Raw genomic sequence first — 24,940 nt, forward strand, 5'->3', positions numbered from 1 at the left:
AATAAGACTTGCTTTGCTTGATTAATTCCTAAACTAACTAAGTGTGCTTCTAAAATCTGCAAAAATACTTTATAGCCACCATAAGTTCCATCATTAGTAATAGGAATATCAGAATTCTTGATTTTTTTACCTTGTTCATCCACGACATAAATTGTTACTAACTTTTGCTCAATCCATTTACCTATAAAGCCGTGACGGTTTGTCTGGGAATTTTTCCTTCCTTTTTTATTAATTCTGATTTTAGTCCTCCCACCATCTACAGCAATTACAACTCTTTGTCCTTTCAGGACATTACCATTGGGTAAATTTCCTAATTCCCGATTCAATATTTTAGATTGACGTAGGTTAATGCCGATTTTACCAAAACTATAGAAAACACTCTTTCCGTTTTTCCCGGATACTCTTCATCGATATTCAATTATTACAGTATTAATACTGCATAGCGGGTAACTAAACATATTTCTGTACTGAGAAATAAAATTAGCGATTACCCATTAAACTCAGCAAGGCTGTCACCAGCCCTACTGGTCTTCAAAACCGTGCTTGATATTTTTACATCACACGGCTCCTCAATAATTTGATGCTTGTCGTGCATACCTACTACCGGAGATGGTAGTTTTCACATCATGGCAATGTCTGTGAAGTAGTTGTAGGTTTTTGTAATCATTCCTTCCACCTTTCGATTTAGGAATAATGTGGTCAACTTCCATCACATCATCTTCTCTAAATTGTAATCCGCAGTGGTTACATTTCCCTTTTTGCGACTTAAGAAGTGTTGTCACTCTTAATGGTAATAGGGTACTTTTACCTCTTCTTTCGCTCCAATAAACTAAGTTTCCATCAAAAGGAGAATTTTTACCTTCTACCTTAATATGTCTAACAATTTCGGTTTTGGCATACTTAAGTAGTGTCAAAGTTATTTTCCCGTCATACTTTGTTGAAAATACTCAGTTATTATTGCCAACTGTTCCCCAGTATTTGCTAGAAATCCAGCTTTTTGACTTATCAGGGTGGCGACGTTTTGCCCAAGTTTGAAGCTTTTGGAATATGAGATGGTCTAACAAGGAAAATATTGCTTTACTCACAACTGATGAATAATAATTCGTCCATCCCCTAATAATAGGATTTAGTCGTTTTATTAGTGCCTCTTGAGGGGCTGATTTGTAAGTATCAATAATCTTGCAGATTTCATCGTAATGTTTCCTTATTGCTTTTTTACTTGGCTTAATGAGTGTTTTAAAGCCTAGTAAATTTCCATTCGAGTTTTTGCCAGAATGGTTTTTTCCTACCTGGTATTCCCTAACATTGAATCCTAAAAAATCAAAACCTCCTGTATTGATAGAACTTTGTGTAACTATGTTGGATTCAAGCTTCAATGTGTGGACAATCTTTGTTTTACTAGGTTTTAATTCTAGTCCCATTTCTGACAACCATTCACTTATCCGGTCTTTGCATTTGTTAACTACATCGAAACTTGGGTGAATAATTATAAAATCATCGGCATATCTTATAAAGGATAATGCGTAACGATTCTTTTTCTTATTTCCTGGTAAAGAATCAGCAATTTTGTTGATTTACTCTTCCATTCCATGTAATGCGATGTTGGCTAATAAAGGGGAAATTACCCCTCCTTGCGGAGTACCTTGTTTTGTTGGCAACCATTCATGATTATCAAATACGCCTGCTTTTAACCATTTCTTTATTAAACGGTTTAGGGTTGGAAACGTATTGATTTTCTTGAGTAGTGCCTGATGGTTGATTTCATCGAAACATTTTGAAATGTCGGCATCCAAAACCCATTTTGGTTTTTGTTTGATGCTGTTAAATATTGCTTCGATGGCATCATGGGTTGAACGAGTAAAGTCAGCGACTCCCTTACGAGAGCCACTGCTCTTCAAAACCGTGCTTGAACCTTTAAATTCACACGGCTCCTCAGTGACTTGGTGCTTATCACGCATTCCTCATTACCAACATATCCTCCTCCCAAAACCAGTTCAATTCGGAGGGTGGCTTAGGCTCGGCACTGTTACAGCCAGATTTTCTGCCAGGACTACCATCACTGATAGTCTTTGTGTCGTGGCAATGTCTGTGTAGAAGTTGCCAATTTTTATAATCATCCTTTCCACCTTGCGATTTGGGGATAATATGGTCAATTTCCATCACATCGTTTTCACGGAAAAACAATCCACAGTGGGTGCATTTCCCTTTTTGCCATTTCAAGAGTGATGAGACTCTTGTCGGCATTTCTGGGTTGTTGCCCATTCTTGTACTCCAATAAACCAGGTTCCCGTCAAATGGGGACAGTTCGCCTTTAACTTTTATATGACGCACTATTTTAATGCGAGTATGGTCAAGTAAACGAAATGGATTTTCCCCACCTTCAGAGGTTGCAAATACCCAGTTATCCTCGCCTATGGAATGCCAATATTTCTTTGACACCCATCCCAATGATTTCTTTGGGTGGCGGAACTTTGCCCAAGAGACAAGTTTTTGATACACAAGGTCATCTAACTGAGCGTAGATTTCCTTACTTATGACAGTCGCGTAGTAGTTAGCCCAACCCCTAATGATGGGATTTAGTCGCTTAATGAGCGCCGCTTGCGGTGCTGACTTATGGGAGTCAATTACATCAGCCAGACGGTCATAATGTGCCTTCACTTTTTCTTGACTTGGGGTAATGATGGTTTTAAAACCGAGTAATTCCCCTTTGGTATTTTTACCTGTATGGTGTTTCCCTTTGGGGAACTGACGGATATTAAATCCAAGGAAGTTGAATCCTGGCTTTTCCCCAACAAAAGTTGAAAGGGTATGCGTCAGTCTTGTTTTACTGGGTTTTAATTCCAAGCCTATGCCGATTAACCATTCGGAGATTATTTCCTGGCATCTTTGAACAACGGTTATGTCTTCATGGAGAATTACGAAGTCATCGGCGTACCTGATTAAAGTAGCTCCTGGCTGGTAGCCAGCGTATTGACCTTTCTTGACAATTGTGCGACTAGGAAAGGCACTTTTTATCCGGTTTTCCATCCCGTGGAGGGCTATATTTGCCAAAAGTGGCGAAAGACACCCACCTTGTGGCGTTCCCTCAGATGTAGGAAACAACTGCTTACCATCCATCACCCCCGCTTTTAACCATGCACGAATTTGACGGTGAATGGTGGGAGATGTATTTAATTTTAAAAGCAGTGCCTCATGGTTGATACGGTCGAAACACTTCGATATGTCGGCATCAAGTACAAATTTTTGTTTATACCTGATGGAATTAAAGATTGCCTCGATTGCATCATGACATGACCTTCCGGCTCTGAACCCATATGAGTTAGGTTCAAATCGCGCTTCCCATTCTGGTTCTAACGCCAGTTTGACAAGTGCTTGCAAGGCTCGGTCTTTCATTGTAGGTATTCCTAAAGGTCGCTTTTCATCACATCCAGGCTTGGGAATCCATACACGCCTGGTTGGGCTGACCTTAGCACCCAGCTTTATTTGATTTATCAAGGCAAGACGAAGATTAGGAGTCAGCGATTTAACGCCGTCTACACCTGCCGTCTTTTTGCCGCAATTATCCTGGGTAACTCTACGAACCGCTAACACTCTTGCTGACCAAGAATTCATCAACGTTTTTTGGAGTCTGCGATATGTTTTGACATCGCCACGCTGAGAGGCTCGATAAATTCTCTGTTGCAGCTTATACACTCTACGTTCTAGCTTTCGCCAGTTAATAGAACGCCATTCCGCCGTAGTCTTTAAACTCGTATTAGACATATTTACTGCTACTGGAAACTTCATCTTCCAAATCACCGTGATTCTGTCTGCCTATCCTCATCATTACAATGAGGCGTTTGCTTTTGAATCAATCTTGCCTACTCGTGGTATTGGTTAGCACCTACTCAATTGTTGAAGACTGAGAACATACGAGCGGTTACTTCGTTTCTGATAATCATTGGTCGAGTTTTTAGAGCGGTACTATCCACCGGGTTTAGAGGAAGTGCTTGTTGGTCAACCGGGAACTTGCCAACTCCCCATTATCCTTGCCCTTTTTGGGACTCCCAGCACATAAAGCCTGATTTCGCTGGTTATTCCTGACGATGGTTCAAACGTACCTTCGTATTCCTACTCATGAACTCTTGCTTGATGTATACCGAATTAGGCTTCCAGTATTTAACACCTTTCACCCCCGCTTCAAGGATTGATGGCTAGTCGCTACCTTGGGGGACACAGTTCGAGACTGCGCTCTGTGTGCTTTCACTCCTGCACCTGGAGGATGGGACTTGGTTTAAAACCTCACCCATATGACTATCAAATTGTCAAAGTTATTAAGTAACTTTGCGGGTAATTCTCCACCCTTTTTGGGGTTAGTTTATACCCAACGAATCGCACTCCTGGTCTAAATCCATAACTGTTAGGCTCAAAGACCGCTTCCCATTCTGGCTCTAATGCCAGTTTGACAAGTGCTTGTGTTGCCCTATCTTGCATTGTCGGTATTGACAGAGGTCTTTTCTCCCTCGTACCCGGTTTGGGAATCCAAACTCGTCTTGTGGGTTTAACCTTCAGGGTAAGTTTCAGGTGTAAAATTAAGCTCAGTCTTGCCTTTGGTGTTAATGATTTTACACCATCTACTCCTGCGGTTTTCTTACCTTGATTATCCTGAGAGACTTTGCGTATAGCTATGGCTTTCGCTGACCAAGACCTCATTAAGGTTTTTTGGAGTTGACGAACTGCTTTAACATCACCACGTTGAGAGGCTTGGAACATTCTTTTCTGAAGCTTAAAAACACGACGCTCTAGCTTGTGCCAGGGTATCATGTTCCATTCCACCATCTGATTGCTCAGTGTATTAGACATATATACTTCTTATTTAGACCTTACCTTTCAAACCATTGTGAGTACGTCAGCATATTTTGAACATTACATTCAAACATTCGCTTTTTACTCAATCTTTTCCTCTACCGCATCCGGTTAGCACCTACTCTGAGTGTTCGACCTCTCAGAGCGCAAAATAGAGGGTTACTTCGTTCCGAATGACAATTCTATGTATCTTTAGAGTGATGCTGTTCACCGGGTTTATTGGGAGTGCTACTGGTCAAAGGTCAACTTGCCAGCCCCTTATATCCTTTACCTTTTGGTTGTAGCGGCAGCCTGATTTCGCTACTTTTTTGTAACGATGATTCAAACGCATCTTTAAGCAATCGCTTTACTCATGGATAATTTGCTTGATGGATACCAATTTAGGCTATTAGTAGAGCCATCTTTCATTCCCGCTTTACGGATTGATGGCTAGTCGCTACCGTAGGGAAAGTGCTTTCAGTCCTGCACCTAGATGGTAGGTTTCGCACCTACATTGTCATTCAGTTGTCAAGGTTCAAAACCCTGCGGCTAATCCTTCATAACCCTTGTTGGGCTTGATTTCTAGCCAACGAATCGCACCCACCTCACAAAATCGCATTGCTCCCAATTCCTCTTTACCTATTTATCGGATGGTATTGATACTATTACAGATTTCGATTGGAACACAGATGGTGACAAAATCCTGGTTGATAAATTGGGATTTGGTGCATCTGGATTGAACGAGTTCAGTTATGACAGCACTACAGGTGATTTATTTTTCCTGTCTACTAAGTTCGCAATCATCGAAAACACTCCATATGCCTTCAATCCGCGTGCGGATATTATTCTGATTTAACAACATCCTGTAACAAATTTTGTAACAAGAATATTATTTCCCCTAACTCTGGTCTAAATTGATGAGAAAGTTAGGGGTAATACCCGCAGGGGTAATGTTCAAAGATATTCGAGATTATCAAATTCTATTTTTGAGCTTATTCCTAATTTTAGGGATTGGCACAAGAGACTGGACACTGCGACCTATATTAATTTTAATAGCGATCGCAACCTGCATCACAACTCAACTAATATTCTCCTTAGCCATCAGTCATTGGTCATTCTTCATTAGCCCAGAACCCACTGATCATCAACCCATAATCAATATCCGCAGTCCCTTAATTACCTCTCTCGGACTCAGTTTATTATTACGGGCTGACCATTGGACAACAATGGTTTTAGCCGCAGTCACCGCCATAGGTAGCAAATTTATCTTCCAAACTGGTGAGAAGCATTTCTTCAACCCTGCCAACTTCGGCATCATTACCGTCTTAGCACTCACCTCTGATGCCTGGGTTTCCCCCGGACAGTGGGGCGAAGAATGGTGGTATGGGCTACTATTTGCTGGCACAGGAGGCATGATTCTACAACGAGTTGGTCGTTGGGACACCACAGCAGCCTTTTTAGGTGCTTACTCTCTGCTAGAAGCCGTGCGTAATCTTTGGCTAGGTTGGACTTGGGATGTTTACTTACATAGGTTGACGAGTGGTTCTTTATTACTATTTGCCTTATTTATGGTGACAGACCCTCGGTCAATTCCCAACGCCCGCACAGGGAGGATAATTTGGGCTGTATCTATTGCCATTATCACCTTTATTTTGCGGAATTATTTCTTTCTCTCAACCGCTGTTTTTTGGGCATTATTTGCGATCGCACCATTAACTATTCTCATAGATACCCTCTGGGTTGCACCCAAATTTGCTTGGCTGAGAGAAGGAGATGGGGCAGAATTATCCATAACATCTTCCCAATTACCAAAACAATGAAAAAATTTAAATTATTCATCCCCTTACTAATAGCACTTATTGCTATCCTATCTTTTGCACCAACAGCATTGGCTTTTTGTGGTTTTTATGTTGCCAAAGCTGATACTAAACTCTACAACAAAGCTTCTCAAGTAGTTATTGCACGGCAGGATAATAAAACAGTATTAACAATGGCTAACGACTTTCAAGGCGAAGTTAAAGACTTTGCAATGGTCGTACCAGTACCAACCGTCATCAAAAAAGAGCAAGTACGTGTTGCTGAACCGAGAATTATTGAACGATTGGATGCTTTTAGCGCTCCTAGATTAGTAGAATATTTTGACGAAGATCCCTGCGCCCCAGTTTACAAAATGAGCGCTGTACCAGCACCAATGTCAGCATTAGGCAGAGGTGCAGCGGAAAGTAGTAGACAAGATAACAGTTTAGGTGTCACAGTTGAGGCACGCTTCAATGTTGGTGAATATGATATCGTTATTCTCAGTGCAAAAGAATCTGGTGGTTTAGAAACTTGGCTTAACCGCAATGGGTACAAAATGCCCAGAGGAGCAAATCAATTACTCAAACCATACATTCGTTCTTCAATGAAGTTCTTTGTTGCCAAAATCAACCTAGATAAATTTGAAGAATCTGGCTACCAATCACTCCGACCTCTACAAATATCCTACGAATCACCCAAGTTTATGTTGCCCATTCGCTTGGGTATGATTAATGCCACAACTGAGCAAGATTTAATAGTCTACATTCTTTCACCCCAGGGACAAGCCGAAGTCACCAATTACCGGACAGTCAAAGTTCCCTCTAACCTCAATATTCCCGTTTTTGTTAAAAGTGAATTTGGCGACTTCTATAAATCAATGTTTCAAACTTCTTACACCAAAGAAGATAAAAAAGTTGCTTTTCTAGAATATGCTTGGAATATGAGTAATTGCGATCCTTGTTCTGCTGATCCTCTCAACTCAGAAGAACTCAAGCAAGCTGGTGTATTTTGGTTAGATAATAATGTCGATAACAATGGCATAGCATCTCCTCAATTTCGTCGTCCCTTCCCCACAGGTAATGTTTTTATTACCCGTTTGCACGTCCGCTATACCCGCAATAAGTTTCCAGAAGATTTGATGTTTCAAACAACTTCCAATCAAGAATCTTTCCAAGGACGTTATGTTTTACAACATCCCTTTACAGGAAGCTTGCAGTGTTCTGCTGGTAGGGAATACAAACGGTCTTTATCTGGACGTTTTGAACAAGAAGCCCAAACTCTAGCCAAGTTAACGAATTGGAAAATTCAAGACATTCGCCAAAGAATGAAGTTTGATATCGGAACTACAACAGGTTCTTGGTGGGAAAATTTATTAACCTGGTTAGGGTTGTGAAACGGTCAAAAGTCTGTAACGCCAAGAAACTCAAGGGGGAATAGTGTTGTAGGGTGCGTCAGACCCGATAATTGAGCATCTAACAGATTGTTTCTATCTGACGCACCGCACTAATATGCAATTCCAAAAGCCTGAAACTAGGCAATTTCCTTCATACATATCATCTGAAGTTTGTACAGTGCGTAAATCCCAGATCATATACCTTCCTTGGCCATTGCTAGTATTTATACTACCTTTCATACCCCATTGTAGGGTTTTAATAAACGCACATTTAATTTTCACGTTCTTGTCTAATGTATGCCTCTAAGTACAGGACAAATAATTACCTAAATTCAAACAAAATGATCATGGATTTACGAAAATTTTTTCAAGTAACTAACTCTCATAAAACTATTGCAGCCGGAGTTGCTTTGGCTGTGCTGGCTGTGACAGCAAATTGTCAAGCACAAGAACTTACGACACCAAAACAACCAGCTGATAAGATTCTTGCCGATAGCTTTGTTAACGCAGTGTCAGCACAAACAAATCTCTCCCCAACACTGAAAACTAGTGATGCTGATAATTCTGCATTCAAAGTAGCAGGAAAACTCAAACAAACTCAAGGGGTAAGAACAAATCATCAAATTATGATAACCGCAGATGCACAGCAACCAGAGCAGAGAACCTTGACAGGACACAGTGATTTCGTTATTAGTGTAGCGGTGAGTGCAGATAGCAAAACTCTCGCTTCTAGTAGTGCAGACGGTACTATCAAACTCTGGGATATAACGACGGGTAAATTAATCAAAACCCTAAATCATCGCTATCAGGTATATGGTGTAGCTTGGAATAGTGATAGTAAAACTCTTGCTTCTATAAGTGGGAACGAAATAATTATCTGGAATGTAACCACTGGAAAACCACTCAAAACCCTGACTGGTAGCCACGGGTTCTGGAGTGTAACTTGGAGTCCGGACGGCAAAAAACTCGCTTTGGGAGGTTGGGACAAAACCATCCGAGTCTGGGATGCAAACACAGGTAAATTAATCCAAACCCTTCGTGGGCATACATCAGAGGCTTACAATGTGGCTTGGAGTCCGGACGGTAAAACCCTCGCTTCTGGGAGTGGGGATAACACTATCAAACTTTGGGATGCAAATACAGGTAAATTAATCAAAACTCTTGGACATAGAGGAACTGTTTATGGTTTGGCTTGGAGTCCTGACAGCAAAACCCTAGCTTCTTCTAGTACAGAGCGAACTATCAAACTCTGGGATATAAGCACAGATAAATTAATCACAACCCTGACTGGGCATAGCGATGCGGTTAGTAGCCTGGCTTGGAGTCCAGATGGTAAAACCCTTGCTTCTAGTAGTGCAGACAGTACTATCAAACTCTGGGATACAAGCACAGGCAAATTGATCAAAACCTTGAATGGACATAGGGATATTGTCTTGAGTGTGGCTTGGAGTGCAGATAATAAAACTATCGCTTCTGCAAGCAGAGACAAAACTATTAAACTCTGGAATGTCGATTTTGATAAAAAGCTTTAGATACCCCGTCTATATTGAAAACTTGAGTTTAATGAAAATTATTGTTGGTCAAAACATTCTGGACTTGGCCCCTTTAAAGAAAAACTATCAACTTGCACCCAACTATCTTGTCCTAAAGCCCACAAACCTGTAAAGATGTTATAAGTTGAAGCATTACCAGTTCGGAATTGTAGTGTTAATTTTGTATATTGTGGCAAACTCCCAAATTTGAGTTCTGACCAAACTTTCTGTTGACTATCACGCACTCCAAAATATCCATCTGTAACATTAGCTGATGTTCTCACATAAGCCTCCAAAATATAGTTAGTATTTGGTTTGAGACGTACTTGTTGACGAATACCATTCCAGCCAGAAACATTCCGCATCCAAGCGTTATTTTGACCTTTAAAACTATATCCCTTTTTAACATCAAAACCCCCACGTCCTTCTATTTGCCAATAAGAGGATGGTTGTTGTTCAAAATCAAGATTACTATAAGGTGCTGCACATGAAGCTTGTGCTTGATTAATGCCAATGTTGGTTAATAAAATGGAAGTAAAAGCAACAGTAAAAAGGTTAGTGAATAAACCTTTATGGATCACCAAAAAATAAATTCCCCAATTTTGTGGGATGGGTATCCTGCCCGTCCTTGATAATTTGCGGGCAAGATGCCCGCACCACAAGAAACTTTTGGGTATTTTTTTAATTGGAAGTCCCTTAGTAAGTAAATTTCTAGTCTGATGTAATTGAGTTAATGACATAATATCTCCCATTGAGTTTAACCAGAAGTGTTGAATTTTGGGTTTCCTTCCGTTTTGACTCTTGGATGCTGGGGACGACAGGGACTCCCCCAACAAACTTGACCAGGGGGCATATTAGTAAAAACATTACTACGCGCACCTATCACGGCATTAGCACCAATTTCCACTCCTGGGGCTACAAAACAATCTGCTGCTACCCATGCACCATTACCGATGGTTATAGTTGCGGTTTTCAAACCAAAGGCAGGATCTTGGATGTCATGACTACCAGTACACAGATAACTTTTTTGGGAAACTATGCAGTGTTCACCAATGGAAATTTGATCAAGGCTGTAGAAAACTACGTCATCACCAATCCAACTGTAATCACCAATGGTAACTTTCCAAGGATAGGTGAAACGGGCTGTGGGTCTGATTAATACGCCTTTGCCAATTTTAGCTCCAAATAGCCGCAGTAGCTGACAACGCAATACATTCAGCGGTTGGGGAGTGAGCGGAAATGCGATCGCTTGCACCAACCACCAAAACAAAACATACCAACCTGGGCGACCTCTGTCAAACCAAGATTGGTTATAGTTACGTAAATCTACAAAGGGTTTGTCATTGGTCATTGGAGGCAGGAGAAAGCTACAAGAACCCCACCCCCAACCCCCTCCCCGCAAGCGATGAGGGGGCTATGATGTATTTCATTTAAGTGCTTAATGCTATATTTATCCATTACCTATTATACTCAAAACAGCTAGGAACCTTACTTTTTCATAATACAAAGAACAAATTCAAGGCCTCTCCCCGTTGCGGGGAGAGGTTTGGAGAGGGGTTCCATATTTGGTTAAACAACAAACCGTTTGCAGTATACCTATTACCCTGCTTCCTGAGACAAAGTTGAGGAGGTAGATTCAGAGATGTTTGCAGTATTTAATTGTCCTCCACAACTGCTTAATTCGTAGAGTTTGACCCCAATTTGATATTCATATTGACTCAGTAAGCGTCCATATATATAACCGGCTTTGCCATCTAAAAAACCGCGTTGAAGAATATAGAACAAGATAAACCTTAATAATGGTTTAAATGGCAAGCGTACCCACACGGTTTTTAAGAAGCGTTTCCGTTGTACTGCATCACCAAATAGATTTGCACCAATGGTATTAGCGTTATCTTTACCTGAGAGCAAATTAAAATAAACACGGGCTTCCCAATTAGAATAGCGGTTATGTCTTTCTAACCAATGATAAAGGTCGCGGAAGTCTTCGTGGAGCATATCATGTTTGAGATACCCAACTTGACCTTGCAAAATGACGTGTTCGTGAACTTCATTATCGCCTGTATTGGGTATATCTTCAGTGTTGAGGTTTTCGTAGCGGCCTTTTTGATGTTTAAATAACCGGAGATTCCAATCAGGATATTTACCTCCGTGACGAATCCATTTTCCTAAGAAGAATACTCTGCGGTTGATATAATAACCATTACATTCTTCATTTTTAATTACTTCGGCAATTTCTGCCCAGGATTCAGGTGTAATTCGCTCATCACAATCAACAATTAGCACCCATTCATTCCGAAAAGGCAAGTTTTCTAATGACCAATTTTTCTTTTTCGGCCAACTGCCATTAAAGTTAAATTGTACAACTTTAGCTCCGTAACTTTCCGCAATCTCGATGCTTCTATCACTGCTTTGAGAATCAACAACAAAGATTTCATCGGCTACTGCCAGACTAGTGAGACAAGCAGGTAGGTTTGCTTCTTCATTTTTGGCGGGAATGAGTACGGAAACTGGTATTTTAGATGACATAATAATTCTTTTAGTTTAATTTATTTTTTGTTGGTTTTAGACATAAGTCCGTGAATTGCAGCATTTAAGTAACCAATCTGACCATAAGCATAGACTAGTTTATCAAATCTTTCGGCTGGATCAGTAATATATTGTAATGATTTATATAAGCCACGTACAAACTTTTCGCTACCTCGTTGTAGTTGTCCAAGACCGGCTTTACCAGCAAGTTGTTCCCGATAGCACTCACTGATACCTTGCCACCAACCCCGGTTTAAAAACCAGGAGGGTTTGAGGCGTTCTGGGGCAACGTTGTGAGCAACTAGGGCTTGGGGAAGATAAGCGACTTGCCAACCACCCTGGAGGGCAAATTCGGTCATTTGTAGTTCTTCGTTAGATAATAGGTTTTTGCCGACTCGTCCTAGTTGGGGGTCAAAACCGCCGATGTTGTCTAGAAAACTGCGCCGGATGGAGTAATTTAAGCCTCTGGGGGTGGAACCTGGTTGTTCAATGTAGAGGGCGCTTTCACCTAAGTCATAAGCTCCTAAGTTGGCAGCTAGTCCGGGAGATATCCATTTTGGTGGTTCAATGCCTGGTGGCCAGATGAGGGTAACTTTGCCACCTGCGATCGCTATTTTGGGATTATTTTCATATGCAGAATACAAAACTTGCAACCATTGGGGACTAGCTACGGCATCATCATCCAAATAAGCGAGAATCTCAGCGCTGGCAGCTTTAGCACCTGTGTTGCGAGCGACAGATAAACCTAGTGTGGGTTCAAAAATATACTTGAGGTGGGGATGGCTGGATCTTTGTTCTACAACTTCACGAGTGCGATCGCTTGATCCATTATCCACTACCACAATTTCAAAGTTAGCCGTAAACTCCTGAGTCAATAGGCTGTCGATTGCTGCGCCTAAATACGTATCTCGATTATGAGTACAAATGATTGCAGAGATTTGGATATCTGGCATGGCCTTGTTTGTTATTTGAAGATTTGGATTTTTAGATATAGCAATAGACAGGGTGATGAGGACATCAATTCATGATGAAATTCAGATGACACAAGGGTTTTACTTCTGACTTCTGCTAGAATATCCAATTCGACAGTTGCTTACTGGTTATTAATCTACCTCATAATTACCGATCTACAAACCGGAATTTCGCGGTCACTATCGTATATAAACAATCTTCATGAAAAATCATTAAAAACTTCATCAAGACTTTATCTGAGTAGTTCACACCTGATGAATATGGCTGTGTAATGCCACAAGAGTTTCGGCTAATTGGCTGAGACGAGTTTCTAGATACTGCTTGCGTCCAAACAGCTGGCGTAACTTTTGATAACGAGCAATAGCCATACTGACATTAGGAACTTGATCAACTGGACATGAACGTGACCAGACTTTACCTACAGCATCGACTCCACAAAGGCGATAGTCAGTACGTGATGATTGATAAGATACCTTATTATCAGCAGGTTCACAAATTTCTTCCACATAATCCATGAGTCGGTCAACTTCTGCATGACGCAGTGTTGCAGTTCCTCCTGGTTCTGCTTCTTGGGGATTAGATTCTAACCAGCCATTAATAACTGGCCCTTCTAGATAAATATCCTGAATTTGTTGAAGAATTCCCTGTAATTCTGTTTGCCAATTATTCACCGTTTCTTGAATATCTTGCAAGATATTCATTGCAAATGCTGGATTTGCACCATGACGATGGTTACTGAAGCTTGGTGTTTTAAACTTAGGTAAACTGGGTGTTCTACCGTCATTTTCCTGCGTCGGAAAAGTTTTTACGGAGTTATGTTTGGGAAATAAATTTGGCTGCGAGTCTGATTCATTTACAGTATTTGCACTTGTATCAACTGTATTAAACTCTTCCGTTGTAGTTTCTTTATTTTCTGTAGATTTGTTAGCACCGATGCTGATTCTAAAGGAGAACGGGCGTTTTATTCCTTCACCTGCTTCTGATTCTATGTCAGTATTGCGTATACCCAAATCATGTAGAGTTGCCTCAATGCGTTTTAAGCCTGCTTTCATAAAGAGATCCTGAAGCTTGTTTTGGTGGTATTGAATGATTTCTATTGAGAGTTTGTTAAGAGTGAAAATTATTGAGAAACTTCTTTTTATTGTATAGGGGATGATAGTAGTTTATTGAGAAAAGTTAGACTCTTTTGAGCAGATATATGGCAATATAATTATGAGTAGAGTTATTTTAGTAACAGGTCCAGCACGATCAGGTAAAAGTGAGTGGGCAGAGAATTTAGCTATTCAGTCAGGAAAACCAGTTATTTATATAGCAACAGCTACCGAAAATACCCATGATCTAGAGTGGCAGCAACGTATTGAAAAACACCAAAAACGCCGTCCAAAAAATTGGGTAACACTCCATGCACCAGTGGAACTTGCAGCAAGTCTAGCTAATTCCAAGCCTAATACCTGTATTTTGATTGATTCTTTGGGAACTTGGGTAGCTAATTTTCTGGAACAAGATGATTTGAGTTGGGAAAAAACCTTGACAGAATTGCTAGAAACTGTGTCTTTAGTAGAGGCTGATCTGCTATTTGTGGGAGAAGAAACAGGTTGGGGTGTAGTTCCCGCTTATCCTCTGGGGAGAACATTTCGCGATCGCTTGGGTGCTTTAGTTCGTCAATTAGGTGCAGTTTCTGAGACAGTTTACTTAGTTACAGGTGGTCATGTTTTAAATCTCAGTATTCTGGGTGTACCCTTACCACCAGCAAAGTCTTAATTTAAAATTAAAGCTTCACCAAGTAAAATCCCTGAATTAAATCTACAATTAAGCATATGGCAAACAAACAAGAAGTTAAACAATATCTTGCTCACTGGTTTCAATTAGGGAAGAAAGTGGTAGTGGGTCATAGCGACCAAAGCTTCTTACCTAGTACAGTCCTAAATGGCGATCGCTATAGCCAAGACTTTGAAGACTGCTGGGAGCAAATTATCTCCCTAGAAAAGTGTGACTGTTATTTAGAAGGTACTCATGAAACCATCGCTCAACTGCTAACACCAGCTTGGGAAATGCTCGCTTGTGGTCGCTGTGATATGCCAGTACCAGTACGTACTATGGGTATGCCAGCTTTATTTTGTCCCTGTAATAGTTTACCTACATGGCCGAATACTGAACTACCAGCACCGCGCAACCCAGTTAATAGCCAACAACAACTGACAGAAATTTGCGATGCTTGCAGTGAGAGTAAAGCCCTACCGGCATAGCTGGAGCTTCAGAAGGGAAAGAGATGCGATCTCTTAGGTGATCACATTCCTTCACAGAAATCAGAGCTTGTTGATATAACAAGTGATTAAATTATCACGTTTAATATTGCTTCATATTTTTTAACATAACTGTAATTTGGCTATTTTACCTTTTTGCTATCTATTCCAGTGTTTTCCACACATTAAAACGCCATTAGACATATAAAATATGCCATCAGGTAGTCTAAAGCTTCATTTTGACGGCAAATACGACTTAGAGATTACGGTTCACCCCAATTCATGAACGTATTAATTCTCATACATTAGTCAGAGTGAGAACAGATTATTCCATGAACCAACTAAAAACACCCTTTAAGAATAACCGTCCTACCCAAGGTTCGGGAAACCACCCTTCATGGACTGACTACACAAGTTCAGTATATATATCAGCATAACTTGCGGTTTCAACCCCAGACCAGCCAGAAAATGCTGAACTGACTGTTTTTTCGATCAGTTGGTTAAAAATTTAGTCCTTTATTTGTAGTTATACGGAGCCAGCAAAATAAAATGGCAAAAGTAGTTGGAATTGATTTAGGTACGACTAACTCCTGCGTAGCAGTTATGGAAGGTGGTAAACCCACCGTAATCGCTAATGCAGAGGGATTTCGGACAACGCCATCAGTGGTAGCATTCGCTAAAAATGGCGATCGCTTGGTTGGTCAAATTGCCAAACGTCAAGCGGTCATGAACCCCGAAAATACCTTTTATTCGGTTAAACGCTTCATCGGTCGTCGTTATGACGAAGTTACCAAAGAAACCACTGAAGTATCTTACAAAGTGCTAGGTAGTGGCGGTAACGTCAAGTTAGACTCCCCAGGTGCAGGCAAACAATTTTCTCCCGAAGAAATTTCTGCCCAAGTCCTCCGCAAACTAGTAGAAGACGCTAGTAAATATCTGGGTGAACCCGTTACCCAAGCAGTCATCACCGTTCCCGCATACTTCAACGACTCCCAACGTCAAGCAACAAAAGACGCTGGAAAAATCGCTGGGATTGAAGTTCTCCGGATTATCAATGAACCCACAGCCGCTTCCTTGGCTTACGGTTTTGATAAAAAGAGCAACGAAACCATCCTCGTCTTTGACCTTGGTGGTGGTACCTTCGACGTATCTGTACTAGAAGTAGGTGATGGCGTATTTGAAGTTCTAGCTACATCTGGAGATACCCACCTTGGTGGTGACGACTTCGATAAAAAAATAGTTGACTTTTTAGCTGAAAAATTCAAAAAAGACGAAGGCATTGATCTACGGAAAGACAAACAAGCCTTACAACGTTTAACTGAAGCCGCAGAAAAAGCTAAAATTGAGCTTTCTAGCGTTACCCAAGCCGAAATCAACCTGCCATTTATTACAGCTACCCAGGACGGCCCCAAGCACCTGGATACAACTCTAACTCGTGGCACATTTGAAGAACTTTGCTCTGACTTAATTGACCGTTGCCGCATCCCTGTAGAAAATGCTCTCAGAGATGCCAAATTAAATAAGAGCAACATTGATGAAGTCGTACTAGTTGGTGGTTCCACCCGTATCCCCGCAGTCCAAGATGTAGTCAAGCGGGTACTAGGTAAAGACCCGAACCAAACTGTTAACCCTGATGAAGTGGTAGCAGTTGGTGCAGCTATTCAAGCGGGTGTTTTGGCTGGTGACGTTACAGGCATCTTGCTGTTAGACGTTTCACCACTGTCCTTGGGTGTAGAAACCTTGGGTGGTGTAATGACCAAGATTATTCCTCGCAACACCACCATTCCTACCAAAAAATCAGAAGTCTTCTCGACTGCTGTAGACGGTCAAACCAACGTAGAAATTCATGTTCTCCAAGGGGAACGGGAATTTTCCAACGATAACAAGAGTTTGGGAACCTTCCGTTTAGATGGTATTCCTCCCGCACCTCGTGGTGTACCTCAAATTGAAGTTACCTTTGACATTGATGCAAACGGTATCCTCAACGTCACCGCTAAGGATAAAGGCACTGGTAAGGAACAATCTATCAGCATTACCGGCGCTTCCACCTTGGATAAAAATGATGTTGACCGCATGGTGCGAGAAGCGGAACAAAATGCTTCTAGTGACAAAGAACGGCGTGAGAAGATTGAACGCAAGAACCAAGCCGACTCTTTAGCATATCAAGCTGAAAAGCAGTTGCAAGAATTAGGTGATAAAGTTCCTGAAGCTGATAAAACCAAAGTCGAAGGTTTGGTGAAAGAACTGCGGGAAGCAGTGGCTAAGGAAGATGATGAGCAAATCCAGAAACTGACACCAGAATTGCAACAAGCTCTGTTTGCTATTGGTAGCAACATCTATCAACAAGCTGGTGCAGGTGAGGCTCCTGGTGCTGAACCTCCTCAAGATGGTGGTGCTACTCCCCCTTCTGGTAGTGGTGACGATGTGATTGATGCTGATTTCACTGAAAGCAAATAATTCTATTCTCTAGGGGGTAATTAAACTCCCTTTTTGAATACCCATTCAGGTGTTTACCTGAGTGGGAATTTTTTTGGCCAGTGCAGTTTTCATATTGTCATCGTCAACCTTGTAGGGGCAGGGAAACCCAGCCCTCTATCTTGGGTATATTGCAACTTAGGTTAATATCTAATTCTTGGATCTACATAAGCATTGAGAATATCAATTAAAATACTTGCGCTTACCACGATCGCACCAAAAAATACTAAAACCCCCTGCACTGTTGGATAATCCCGGTCAGAAATAGCTTGATATAGTCTATTTGCTAAACCCGGCCAGGAAAATGTGACTTCCGTTAAAATCGCCCCACCTAACAGGGAAGCAAACGTTAACCCCAAAACCGTAATTACAGGAATTAAGGCATTTTTCAAAGCATGGGAGACTAAAATCTTATTTTCAGAAATTCCCCGCGCCCTAGCCGCTTCTACGTAATCAGCTTTTAAAGTTTGTTTTAAATTAACTCTGACAATACGCTCAAAAATTCCACTCAGCAAAATTCCTAAAGTCAAGCTGGGTAAAGCTAAATGATGCAACGCGGTAAATAACTGACTAAAATTACCAGTTAATAAACTATCAATTGTATATAAACCTGTGATAGATGAAGGTACAGGGAGATTTGGAGGAAAGCGGTTAGAATTGGGAAACCAACCCAGTTGAACTGAGAAAATTAATTGTAACAACATACCTGCCCAAAACATGGGTAGCGCATAGGTAATTATTCCAAATAAACGCCCACCAACATCAAAAGATGTCCCCGGACGAGAAGCGGAAAAAGTACCCACTAAAACACCAACAATTAGCGCCACAGCCATACTTGAAACTGCTAATTCTACTGTTGCGGGGAAATGTTGCCCAATTATTTCCCACACTTGCTGTCCTCGACTTGTTAAGGAAGTTCCTAAATCAAAACGCAGGATATGTCCTAAATAATTTAGATATTGTAGCCATATAGGTAAGTCTAAACCTAGTTGTTTTCTTAATTCTTCTTTAGCACTTTCTGGCGCACGTCCACCAAGAATTGCATCTGCTGGATCTCCCGGTGTAGCTCTGAGTAAAAGAAAGACAAGAGTGATAATAGTTAATAATTGTAGTGGCGCAAAGAGCAACCGAGAAACTATGTAATATTGTAAGGCTTTAGAACGAGACATATTTTAAATAGGAGTTACAGAAGTTACAGAAGTCAGGAGTCAGGAGTCAGATAAAGAATCTTCTCTATCTCCCTGATCTCACCAGTCCTCTCGTTCCCATACTCTTATGGGAATGAATTATTTAAGGCTCTGCCTTCGATTAAAGTAGAGGCAGAGCCTCTGTGATAGCATTCCCAGTCAGAGACTGGGAACGAGAATAATAGAAGTTTAGGAATTAGGAGTCAGGATTCGTTACCAATAACCAATGACTAAAACTTACTTTGTAATCGTTTTATAAATCAGGTTTTGGGTGGGGTCAAGGTTAACGTTACTTACACCTTTTTGGGCAAATACATAATCTTTGTTTTGCCATAAAGGTACATAGGGAACATCAGTTAAAACTTGCTTTTGAATGTCTGCAAATATTTTTTTCCTGGCTTCAGGATTTTGTTCTTTGCGTTGCTGATCTATCAGCTTATTCATGGCTTCACTATAATAGAATGAACCCTGAGTTTGACTGCCTCCATTTTCACATCCTTTAGCAACTGAACCTTTTTCACAGGCTAAAAATGGTTGTACGTAGTTATCTGGATCTAAAAAGTCTGGATACCAATCAAGTAATGCTGCTGGATATAAACCTGCGGAAATATTTTTAAAGAAGGTAGCACCTTCTACTGTGTTTACTTCCAGTTGTAATATGCCATCCATTTTAGTATCAGCGAGAGATTTTAGTGTCTGTGCTGCTAAACTGCGAGTGGGTGAACTGGAAGGATACCAAATTTGGACTTTAGCCGGATTGTCTTTGGAAAAACCAGCTGCAATTAATGATTTTTGAGCTTGTTCAAAGTTACCATCACCATATTTATCTTTAAATAATGGCTGGGAAACATTGAAGGTAGTAGGAATCATACTGTAAAGCGGATCTGCTTGACTAAACAAAACGCGCTCATTTAATAATGGACGATTAATTAGTGATGCGATCGCACTTCTCACCTCCACTTTATCTAAAGGTTTCTGATTCCGATTCAACACCATATAACTAACCACACTACCTTGGGCTGTTATAGCTTGCCAATCTCCTTTTTTCGCACCTTCTTCCAAACTGCGAATTTGGTCTGGTTGTAAAGATAAGTAAGCTACATCTACCGCACCAGTCCGAAAAGCATTAAACAAATTGACTGGACTAGTTTGAATTTGGACATTAATGCCTTTATTAGCTGGTTTTTCACCCCAATATTTATCGAACACATCAAAGCGCAGAGAATCAGTTCCATACTGGGCTAATTTGTAAGGGCCAGTACTAATAAAGATATTGGGTTTAAATTTACCTGCACCAATTTCATAAGCTTTGGGGGAAACTGGACACACCCCAGAAAACGCTAACAAGGACGGAAACGCCGCAAAAGGCTTTTTCAGCTTAATTGTTAACTCATAGTCCCCTGTGGCTTTTACAGAGTCTATTGTATCAGCTAATAAAAAGGAGGGTTTACCCTTATTTTCTATAAAACGCTGGATACTGAATTCCATTGCTTTGGCGTTGAAGGGAGTATCATCGTGAAAAACTACTCCTTCACGGATGGGGATGGTGTAAGTTAAACCATCTGCACTAACTTTAGGTAATGCTGTGGCCAGTTGGGGTTTGATTTCCGTGCTGCCTGGTTCATAGGTGTACAAGCGATCGCTCATATTAAAGACTAAACCCAAAGATGCCAATTCATAGCCATCAGCAGGATCAAGGGTACGGGGCTTTTGAGTTGTACCTACAGTAATCCTGCCATCACCAGCAGGAGTATTCACAGCACCAGAATTAGGTGCAGTTGTCTGTGGACTGGGGGTACAGCTTACAACCAACAATAAACATAGAGAGAACAAAGATAGGAATTTTGCCATCCTACCCCAATGTCTCATAGACCGGGAAAACCTAGTTATTACCATTAATTTTTTTTATCAGCAGTCAATTATTCTAAGATATATATCTAGCTAATTACATATAATCAGATTATTTTTACAAGAATAGCATCTCATTTTTGTAAAACTTGAGCAGCAGTCAACTTGAGGTCAGGAAATAGGGGAGAAACAATCAGACTATCATTTTCATATACCTGCTGTTCATAAAAACCTTCTACCCATTCCAACACTGTAACTTTTTGATCTATGGGGTCAACAATCCAATATTCAGCAATACCCCGTGCTGCATACTCGGATCTCTTATAGCGATAATCACGATTAGCCTGATTAGGACTCACCACCTCAACCACCAATAACGGTGGGGGCCATATATACCAGTGAACGAGTAGCCCCTTCCATAGCAAGAGCTAACTCTTCAGAAAATACTACCAGATCAGGTACACGCACGCCTACCCGTCTACTATTCACAGCCACCTCAGCCTTCATCCGCAATCGAGAAGATGGGATGCGTAATTGAGAAAAATATATTAATAGAAATATAGCGATCCTTTGATTGATATCACTTTCTGAAGGCATGGAAATTAATTCTCCATTTTCCAATTCATATAAACTATCAGTGCCATCGTCATAGTTGAGAAATTCCTCAAAGGACATCTTTTTCGTAATAGCAACTGTCATTGCCTTTCCTCTCATGCTTAAAATCTAATCTTGATAATGAAACCGACAAGCTACAATAATTACGTTGTCTTCTAACACTTCATATACTAATCGGTGTTCGGTGTTGATGCGCCTTGACCAATAACCTGATAGATTAGCTTTCAATTGTTCTGGTTTACCCATGCCCTCAACAGGATTTCGCAAAATTTCTTTAATCAGAGTATTGATTCTTTTCAAGAGTTTCTTATCAGTATCTTGAAACCATAAATAATCCTCCCATGCAGATTCTGTAAATGTGAGTTTCATTCTTCAATTAAATCTCTCTCAACAACCTCACCTGCTTTTGCTGATTGAATTGAGGTAAAAAGATGCTTGGCGTTAACAGGATTTGACAGTAAATACAACGTTTCCTGCCATGATGAAAATTCGTCTAGAGAAATTAAAATGGCTTTGTTGCCTTTGTTATTACAAATAATAGTCGGTTCTACGTCTGCAATAACCCGATCTATCAAACCATCTAAGTCATGACTTGCCTGTTGAGTAGTTATTGCATCCATTTGATCCTCCTTATATCTGTTAAAGATTAGTTAAATCATAGCCTATAAAATTCAGGATTAAAGTAAAGGCAAGGAAGAGACGATGATAGACAATCGAAACTAAGCGGCTAACTATTGGTGATAATTTTGACAAATTCTTCTTCTGAAAAAACAATTTTCCATCAGTTAGAAATTCGATCAACTCTTTATTGTTTGGCATATTTAATTAAGCAGAGAAAATTGTAAGTCAATTTATTCTCTGGTTGCTGCTAGGCATTCATGAAGACATTAAAGTTACTCATAATATTTAACTCGCAGTCAATATTTATTATACATACCTTTCTGGGTTATCTACTGAATTTTGTAAACAATTACAGGCTTTTGCGTCTATTCCTTGATGATTGCACAAATTATTGTGTATAAATATGTCTAAAATAAAACTAGTAATACTTCAGTAATCGATCTGCTTAAAGCAGCAGCGCTTCTCTATCGCCTGGAAAAACCCCAATTTATTTTTATGCGGTACATTGTGAGCTTAAAATAACTTCAGCATTCCAGAGAGATTCAGATGATAATCAGCCGCATTTTGGGGATTGGTAGCGATATTTGAGCCACAAGCTAGGTAATTGCATTTATTGAGACGCTTGCAAAGAGTCCCATCAATAGTTACACTTTTTAAAATATTCTCATTTTTGCTTGGCGATCGCATAGCCGCTCAAATAGCCACTTCCCAAAAGTTCGCAACTCCAAGGAAACTTACCTATAACAGCGGATCAGCATTGCTAAACCACAGGCTCATCTGTGGTAAAACTCAAGACTGGCAATAACAAAAAACTCAGAGAGTAATCCGAGTGGCGGTTTCCGTCCCTAGGAACCTCAGTAAGAAAATTGCTTTGTAAACTAACTCATCTAGGAGGATTGTAGTCAATGGGACTACCCTGGTACCGAGTACATACAGTTGTTCTGAACGATCCAGGCCGGCTGATTTCTGTACACCTAATGCACACAGCCCTAGTTGCTGGCTGGGCTGGTTCAATGGCATTGTATGAACTGGCTATTTACAATCCCAGTGATCCAGTTCTCAACCCCATGTGGCGGCAAGGGATGTTCGTACTACCCTTCATGTCACGTCTAGGTGTCACCGAATCCTGGGGCGGTTGGAGCGTTACTGGTGGACAAGCAACCGATCCTGGTTTCTGGTCATTTGAAGGCGTTGCAGCTGCTCACATTGTTCTTTCCGGTTTGTTATTCCTCGCTGCCGTTTGGCACTGGGTTTACTGGGACTTGGAATTATTTAGAGATCCCCGCACAGGCGAACCTGCTTTAGACTTGCCAAAAATGTTTGGCATCCACCTGTTCTTATCTGGTTTACTTTGTTTCGGTTTTGGTGCATTCCACCTCACAGGACTATTTGGCCCTGGAATGTGGGTTTCCGATGCCTACGGTGTCACTGGTAGCATCCAAGCAGTAGCACCAGAATGGGGACCAGCCGGGTTTAACCCGTTTAACCCTGGTGGCGTTGTCGCTCACCACATAGCTGCTGGTGTTGTCGGTATTATTGCTGGTTTATTCCACCTCACAGTTCGTCCACCGGAAAGGCTCTACAAAGCCCTACGGATGGGTAACATCGAAACCGTACTTTCTAGCAGTATCGCTGCGGTATTCTTCGCCGCTTTCATTGTTGCTGGAACAATGTGGTACGGCAACGCTACCACTCCCATTGAACTGTTTGGCCCTACCCGCTACCAATGGGATCAAGGCTACTTTCATGAAGAAATTGAGCGCCGTGTGCAAACAGATGTTGCCCAAGGTGCTACCCTCGCTGAAGCTTGGGCAAAAATTCCCGAAAAACTGGCTTTCTACGATTACGTAGGCAATAGCCCCGCTAAAGGTGGTTTGTTCCGTACAGGAGCAATGGTTAACGGTGATGGTATTGCTCAGTCTTGGCAAGGACACGCTGTATTTAAAGATGGTGAAGGTCGAGAGTTGACTGTACGTCGTCTACCTAACTTCTTTGAAACCTTCCCAGTGATTTTGACTGACGCAGACGGTGTTATCCGCGCTGATATCCCCTTCCGTCGGGCAGAATCCAAGTACAGCTTTGAGCAAACAGGCGTTACTGTTAGCTTCTACGGTGGCAATCTGAATGGTCAAACCTTTACAGATCCTGCTGATGTGAAGAAGTATGCCCGTAAGGCTCAAGGTGGAGAAATCTTTGAATTTGACCGGGAAACCTTAAAATCTGATGGTGTATTCCGTACATCTCCCAGAGGCTGGTTTACCTTTGGTCACGCTGTATTTGCCCTCCTATTCTTCTTTGGACACCTCTGGCATGGTTCTCGGACAATCTACCGAGACGTGTTCGCTGGTGTGGAAGCGGATCTAGAAGAGCAAGTTGAGTGGGGTCTATTCCAGAAATTGGGTGACAAATCAACCCGTCGGAAGGAAGCTCTCTAACTTTTGGGGAATGGGGATTGGGACTGGGAATTAGGGAAAATCTACTTCCTTATATCCCACACCTCATCCCTCTCCTTGGTACACTAATATTACCGACTGGATAAACAGGAACTCGTAATATGGAAAGTGTTGCATACATCTTAATTTTCACTTTGGCAATAGGCGTTCTCTTTTTTGCGATCGCATTCCGCGAACCACCCCGCTTTGAGAAAAAAGAAAAATAGATTCCTATTACCCTTTACCTGACTTGTCAGGTAATCTAAAGATTCTATCCGTTGCAACCTAGAATAGGCGGCAACGGATAATCTTGCGAATATCTTTTGCTAAACTAATTAGGCTACAGTTGTCAACTGGTGAAAAACTTTTTGATATGTGATATAATTTCCTATCTGGAAGTTGATATGTGTGAACCTAGCTCTTCTGAGCTAGTATGAACAAAGGTGTAAGTGTAAACTTCTTTTAAAAAAGC

The 24,940-nt window shown here is 41.0% G+C and carries 21 protein-coding genes and 3 pseudogenes; 8 read left to right on the top strand and 16 right to left on the bottom strand.

The window, feature by feature from the left end; genetic code table 11:
- The 6 genes and pseudogenes from ACSQ6I_RS16170 to ACSQ6I_RS16195 all read right to left on the bottom strand — a co-directional run.
- Nucleotides 1-371, bottom strand: a pseudogene (locus tag ACSQ6I_RS16170) (ISLre2-like element ISCst1 family transposase); the annotation flags it as partial.
- A gap of 198 nt (nt 372-569) precedes the next feature.
- Nucleotides 570-914, bottom strand: coding sequence for an HNH endonuclease (locus tag ACSQ6I_RS16175; RefSeq protein WP_438889723.1), 345 nt, complete (start codon nt 912-914; stop codon nt 570-572).
- 33 nt (nt 915-947) lie between these two features.
- The gene (locus tag ACSQ6I_RS16180; RefSeq protein ID WP_438889724.1) at nt 948-1,376 is read right to left on the bottom strand and encodes a group II intron maturase-specific domain-containing protein; all 429 of its coding nucleotides are present in this window, start codon (nt 1,374-1,376) and stop codon (nt 948-950) included.
- Nucleotides 1,362-1,958 (bottom strand): annotated as a pseudogene (locus tag ACSQ6I_RS16185) (reverse transcriptase/maturase family protein); the annotation flags it as partial. The gene ACSQ6I_RS16180 and the pseudogene ACSQ6I_RS16185, both read right to left, overlap by 15 nt.
- Entirely contained in the window at nt 1,951-3,786 is a 1,836-nt protein-coding gene (ltrA, locus tag ACSQ6I_RS16190; RefSeq protein ID WP_438888823.1) for a group II intron reverse transcriptase/maturase, read from the bottom strand. The pseudogene ACSQ6I_RS16185 and the gene ltrA, both read right to left, overlap by 8 nt.
- A 510-nt stretch (nt 3,787-4,296) precedes the next feature.
- Nucleotides 4,297-4,842, bottom strand: coding sequence for a reverse transcriptase N-terminal domain-containing protein (locus ACSQ6I_RS16195; protein ID WP_438891327.1), 546 nt, complete (start codon nt 4,840-4,842; stop codon nt 4,297-4,299).
- Nucleotides 4,843-5,774: 932 nt separating this feature from the next.
- Between ACSQ6I_RS16195 and ACSQ6I_RS16200 the strand changes: the two genes are divergently transcribed.
- The 3 genes from ACSQ6I_RS16200 to ACSQ6I_RS16210 all read left to right on the top strand — a co-directional run bounded on the left by ACSQ6I_RS16200 (nt 5,775) and on the right by ACSQ6I_RS16210 (nt 9,546).
- Nucleotides 5,775-6,644 (top strand): RnfABCDGE type electron transport complex subunit D, encoded by an 870-nt coding sequence (locus ACSQ6I_RS16200; RefSeq protein WP_438891328.1) that lies wholly within the window; start codon nt 5,775-5,777, stop codon nt 6,642-6,644.
- The gene (locus ACSQ6I_RS16205; protein ID WP_438891329.1) at nt 6,641-8,014 is read left to right on the top strand and encodes a DUF2330 domain-containing protein; all 1,374 of its coding nucleotides are present in this window, start codon (nt 6,641-6,643) and stop codon (nt 8,012-8,014) included. The genes ACSQ6I_RS16200 and ACSQ6I_RS16205 overlap by 4 nt, the downstream gene beginning before the upstream one ends.
- 347 nt (nt 8,015-8,361) lie before the next feature.
- Complete coding sequence (locus ACSQ6I_RS16210; protein WP_438891330.1) at nt 8,362-9,546, top strand: WD40 repeat domain-containing protein; 1,185 nt, start codon at nt 8,362-8,364, stop codon at nt 9,544-9,546.
- Nucleotides 9,547-9,584: 38 nt separating this feature from the next.
- On the opposite strand, the gene ACSQ6I_RS16215 is transcribed toward ACSQ6I_RS16210, so the two are convergent.
- From ACSQ6I_RS16215 to ACSQ6I_RS16235, 5 genes are all read right to left on the bottom strand, one after another.
- Nucleotides 9,585-10,127, bottom strand: a complete 543-nt coding sequence (locus tag ACSQ6I_RS16215; protein ID WP_438891477.1) for a hypothetical protein — start codon at nt 10,125-10,127, stop codon at nt 9,585-9,587.
- Nucleotides 10,128-10,303: 176 nt separating this feature from the next.
- Nucleotides 10,304-10,897 (bottom strand): hormogonium polysaccharide biosynthesis acetyltransferase HpsU, encoded by a 594-nt coding sequence (hpsU, locus tag ACSQ6I_RS16220; RefSeq protein WP_438891331.1) that lies wholly within the window; start codon nt 10,895-10,897, stop codon nt 10,304-10,306.
- Nucleotides 10,898-11,145: 248 nt separating this feature from the next.
- Nucleotides 11,146-12,075, bottom strand: a complete 930-nt coding sequence (locus ACSQ6I_RS16225; protein WP_438891332.1) for a glycosyltransferase family 2 protein — start codon at nt 12,073-12,075, stop codon at nt 11,146-11,148.
- A 20-nt stretch (nt 12,076-12,095) separates the two neighbouring features.
- Nucleotides 12,096-13,028 (bottom strand): glycosyltransferase, encoded by a 933-nt coding sequence (locus tag ACSQ6I_RS16230; protein WP_438891333.1) that lies wholly within the window; start codon nt 13,026-13,028, stop codon nt 12,096-12,098.
- Between the two features lie 264 nt (nt 13,029-13,292).
- Nucleotides 13,293-14,099 carry a hypothetical protein gene (locus ACSQ6I_RS16235; RefSeq protein WP_438891334.1) on the bottom strand — a complete coding sequence of 269 codons (807 nt, stop codon included), beginning with the start codon at nt 14,097-14,099 and terminating at the stop codon, nt 13,293-13,295.
- A 160-nt stretch (nt 14,100-14,259) separates the two neighbouring features.
- Between ACSQ6I_RS16235 and cobU the strand changes: the two genes are divergently transcribed.
- The 3 genes from cobU to dnaK all read left to right on the top strand — a co-directional run bounded on the left by cobU (nt 14,260) and on the right by dnaK (nt 17,747).
- Complete coding sequence (cobU, locus tag ACSQ6I_RS16240; protein WP_438891335.1) at nt 14,260-14,808, top strand: bifunctional adenosylcobinamide kinase/adenosylcobinamide-phosphate guanylyltransferase; 549 nt, start codon at nt 14,260-14,262, stop codon at nt 14,806-14,808.
- 56 nt (nt 14,809-14,864) lie between these two features.
- Entirely contained in the window at nt 14,865-15,293 is a 429-nt protein-coding gene (locus tag ACSQ6I_RS16245; RefSeq protein ID WP_438891336.1) for a hypothetical protein, read from the top strand.
- Nucleotides 15,294-15,839: 546 nt separating this feature from the next.
- Entirely contained in the window at nt 15,840-17,747 is a 1,908-nt protein-coding gene (gene dnaK, locus ACSQ6I_RS16250) for a molecular chaperone DnaK (protein WP_438891337.1), read from the top strand.
- A 161-nt stretch (nt 17,748-17,908) separates the two neighbouring features.
- Here dnaK and ACSQ6I_RS16255 read toward each other — a convergent pair whose 3' ends face one another.
- From ACSQ6I_RS16255 to ACSQ6I_RS16275, 5 genes and pseudogenes are all read right to left on the bottom strand, one after another.
- Nucleotides 17,909-18,934: an ABC transporter permease gene (locus tag ACSQ6I_RS16255; protein WP_438891338.1), complete on the bottom strand. Its 1,026-nt coding sequence runs from the start codon at nt 18,932-18,934 to the stop codon at nt 17,909-17,911.
- Between the two features lie 255 nt (nt 18,935-19,189).
- Nucleotides 19,190-20,803 carry an ABC transporter substrate-binding protein gene (locus ACSQ6I_RS16260; RefSeq protein ID WP_438891339.1) on the bottom strand — a complete coding sequence of 538 codons (1,614 nt, stop codon included), beginning with the start codon at nt 20,801-20,803 and terminating at the stop codon, nt 19,190-19,192.
- A 131-nt stretch (nt 20,804-20,934) separates the two neighbouring features.
- Nucleotides 20,935-21,499 (bottom strand): annotated as a pseudogene (locus tag ACSQ6I_RS16265) (Uma2 family endonuclease).
- Nucleotides 21,500-21,523: 24 nt separating this feature from the next.
- A complete protein-coding gene (locus tag ACSQ6I_RS16270) occupies nt 21,524-21,784 on the bottom strand; it encodes a Txe/YoeB family addiction module toxin (protein WP_438891340.1) in 261 nt (86 codons plus the stop codon).
- A complete protein-coding gene (locus tag ACSQ6I_RS16275; RefSeq protein ID WP_438891341.1) occupies nt 21,781-22,035 on the bottom strand; it encodes a type II toxin-antitoxin system Phd/YefM family antitoxin in 255 nt (84 codons plus the stop codon). Before ACSQ6I_RS16275 ends, ACSQ6I_RS16270 begins: the two co-directional genes overlap by 4 nt.
- 906 nt (nt 22,036-22,941) lie before the next feature.
- Here ACSQ6I_RS16275 and psbB point away from each other — a divergent pair.
- Nucleotides 22,942-24,471, top strand: coding sequence for a photosystem II chlorophyll-binding protein CP47 (gene psbB / locus ACSQ6I_RS16280; RefSeq protein WP_015216984.1), 1,530 nt, complete (start codon nt 22,942-22,944; stop codon nt 24,469-24,471).
- 119 nt (nt 24,472-24,590) lie between these two features.
- Nucleotides 24,591-24,695, top strand: a complete 105-nt coding sequence (locus ACSQ6I_RS16285) for a photosystem II reaction center protein T (RefSeq protein ID WP_015216983.1) — start codon at nt 24,591-24,593, stop codon at nt 24,693-24,695.
- Nucleotides 24,696-24,940 lie beyond the last annotated feature (245 nt).

The sequence above is a fragment of the Anabaena sp. WFMT genome, assembly GCF_051781005.1.
In the GTDB taxonomy this organism is placed as follows: Bacteria; Cyanobacteriota; Cyanobacteriia; order Cyanobacteriales; family Nostocaceae; genus Anabaena.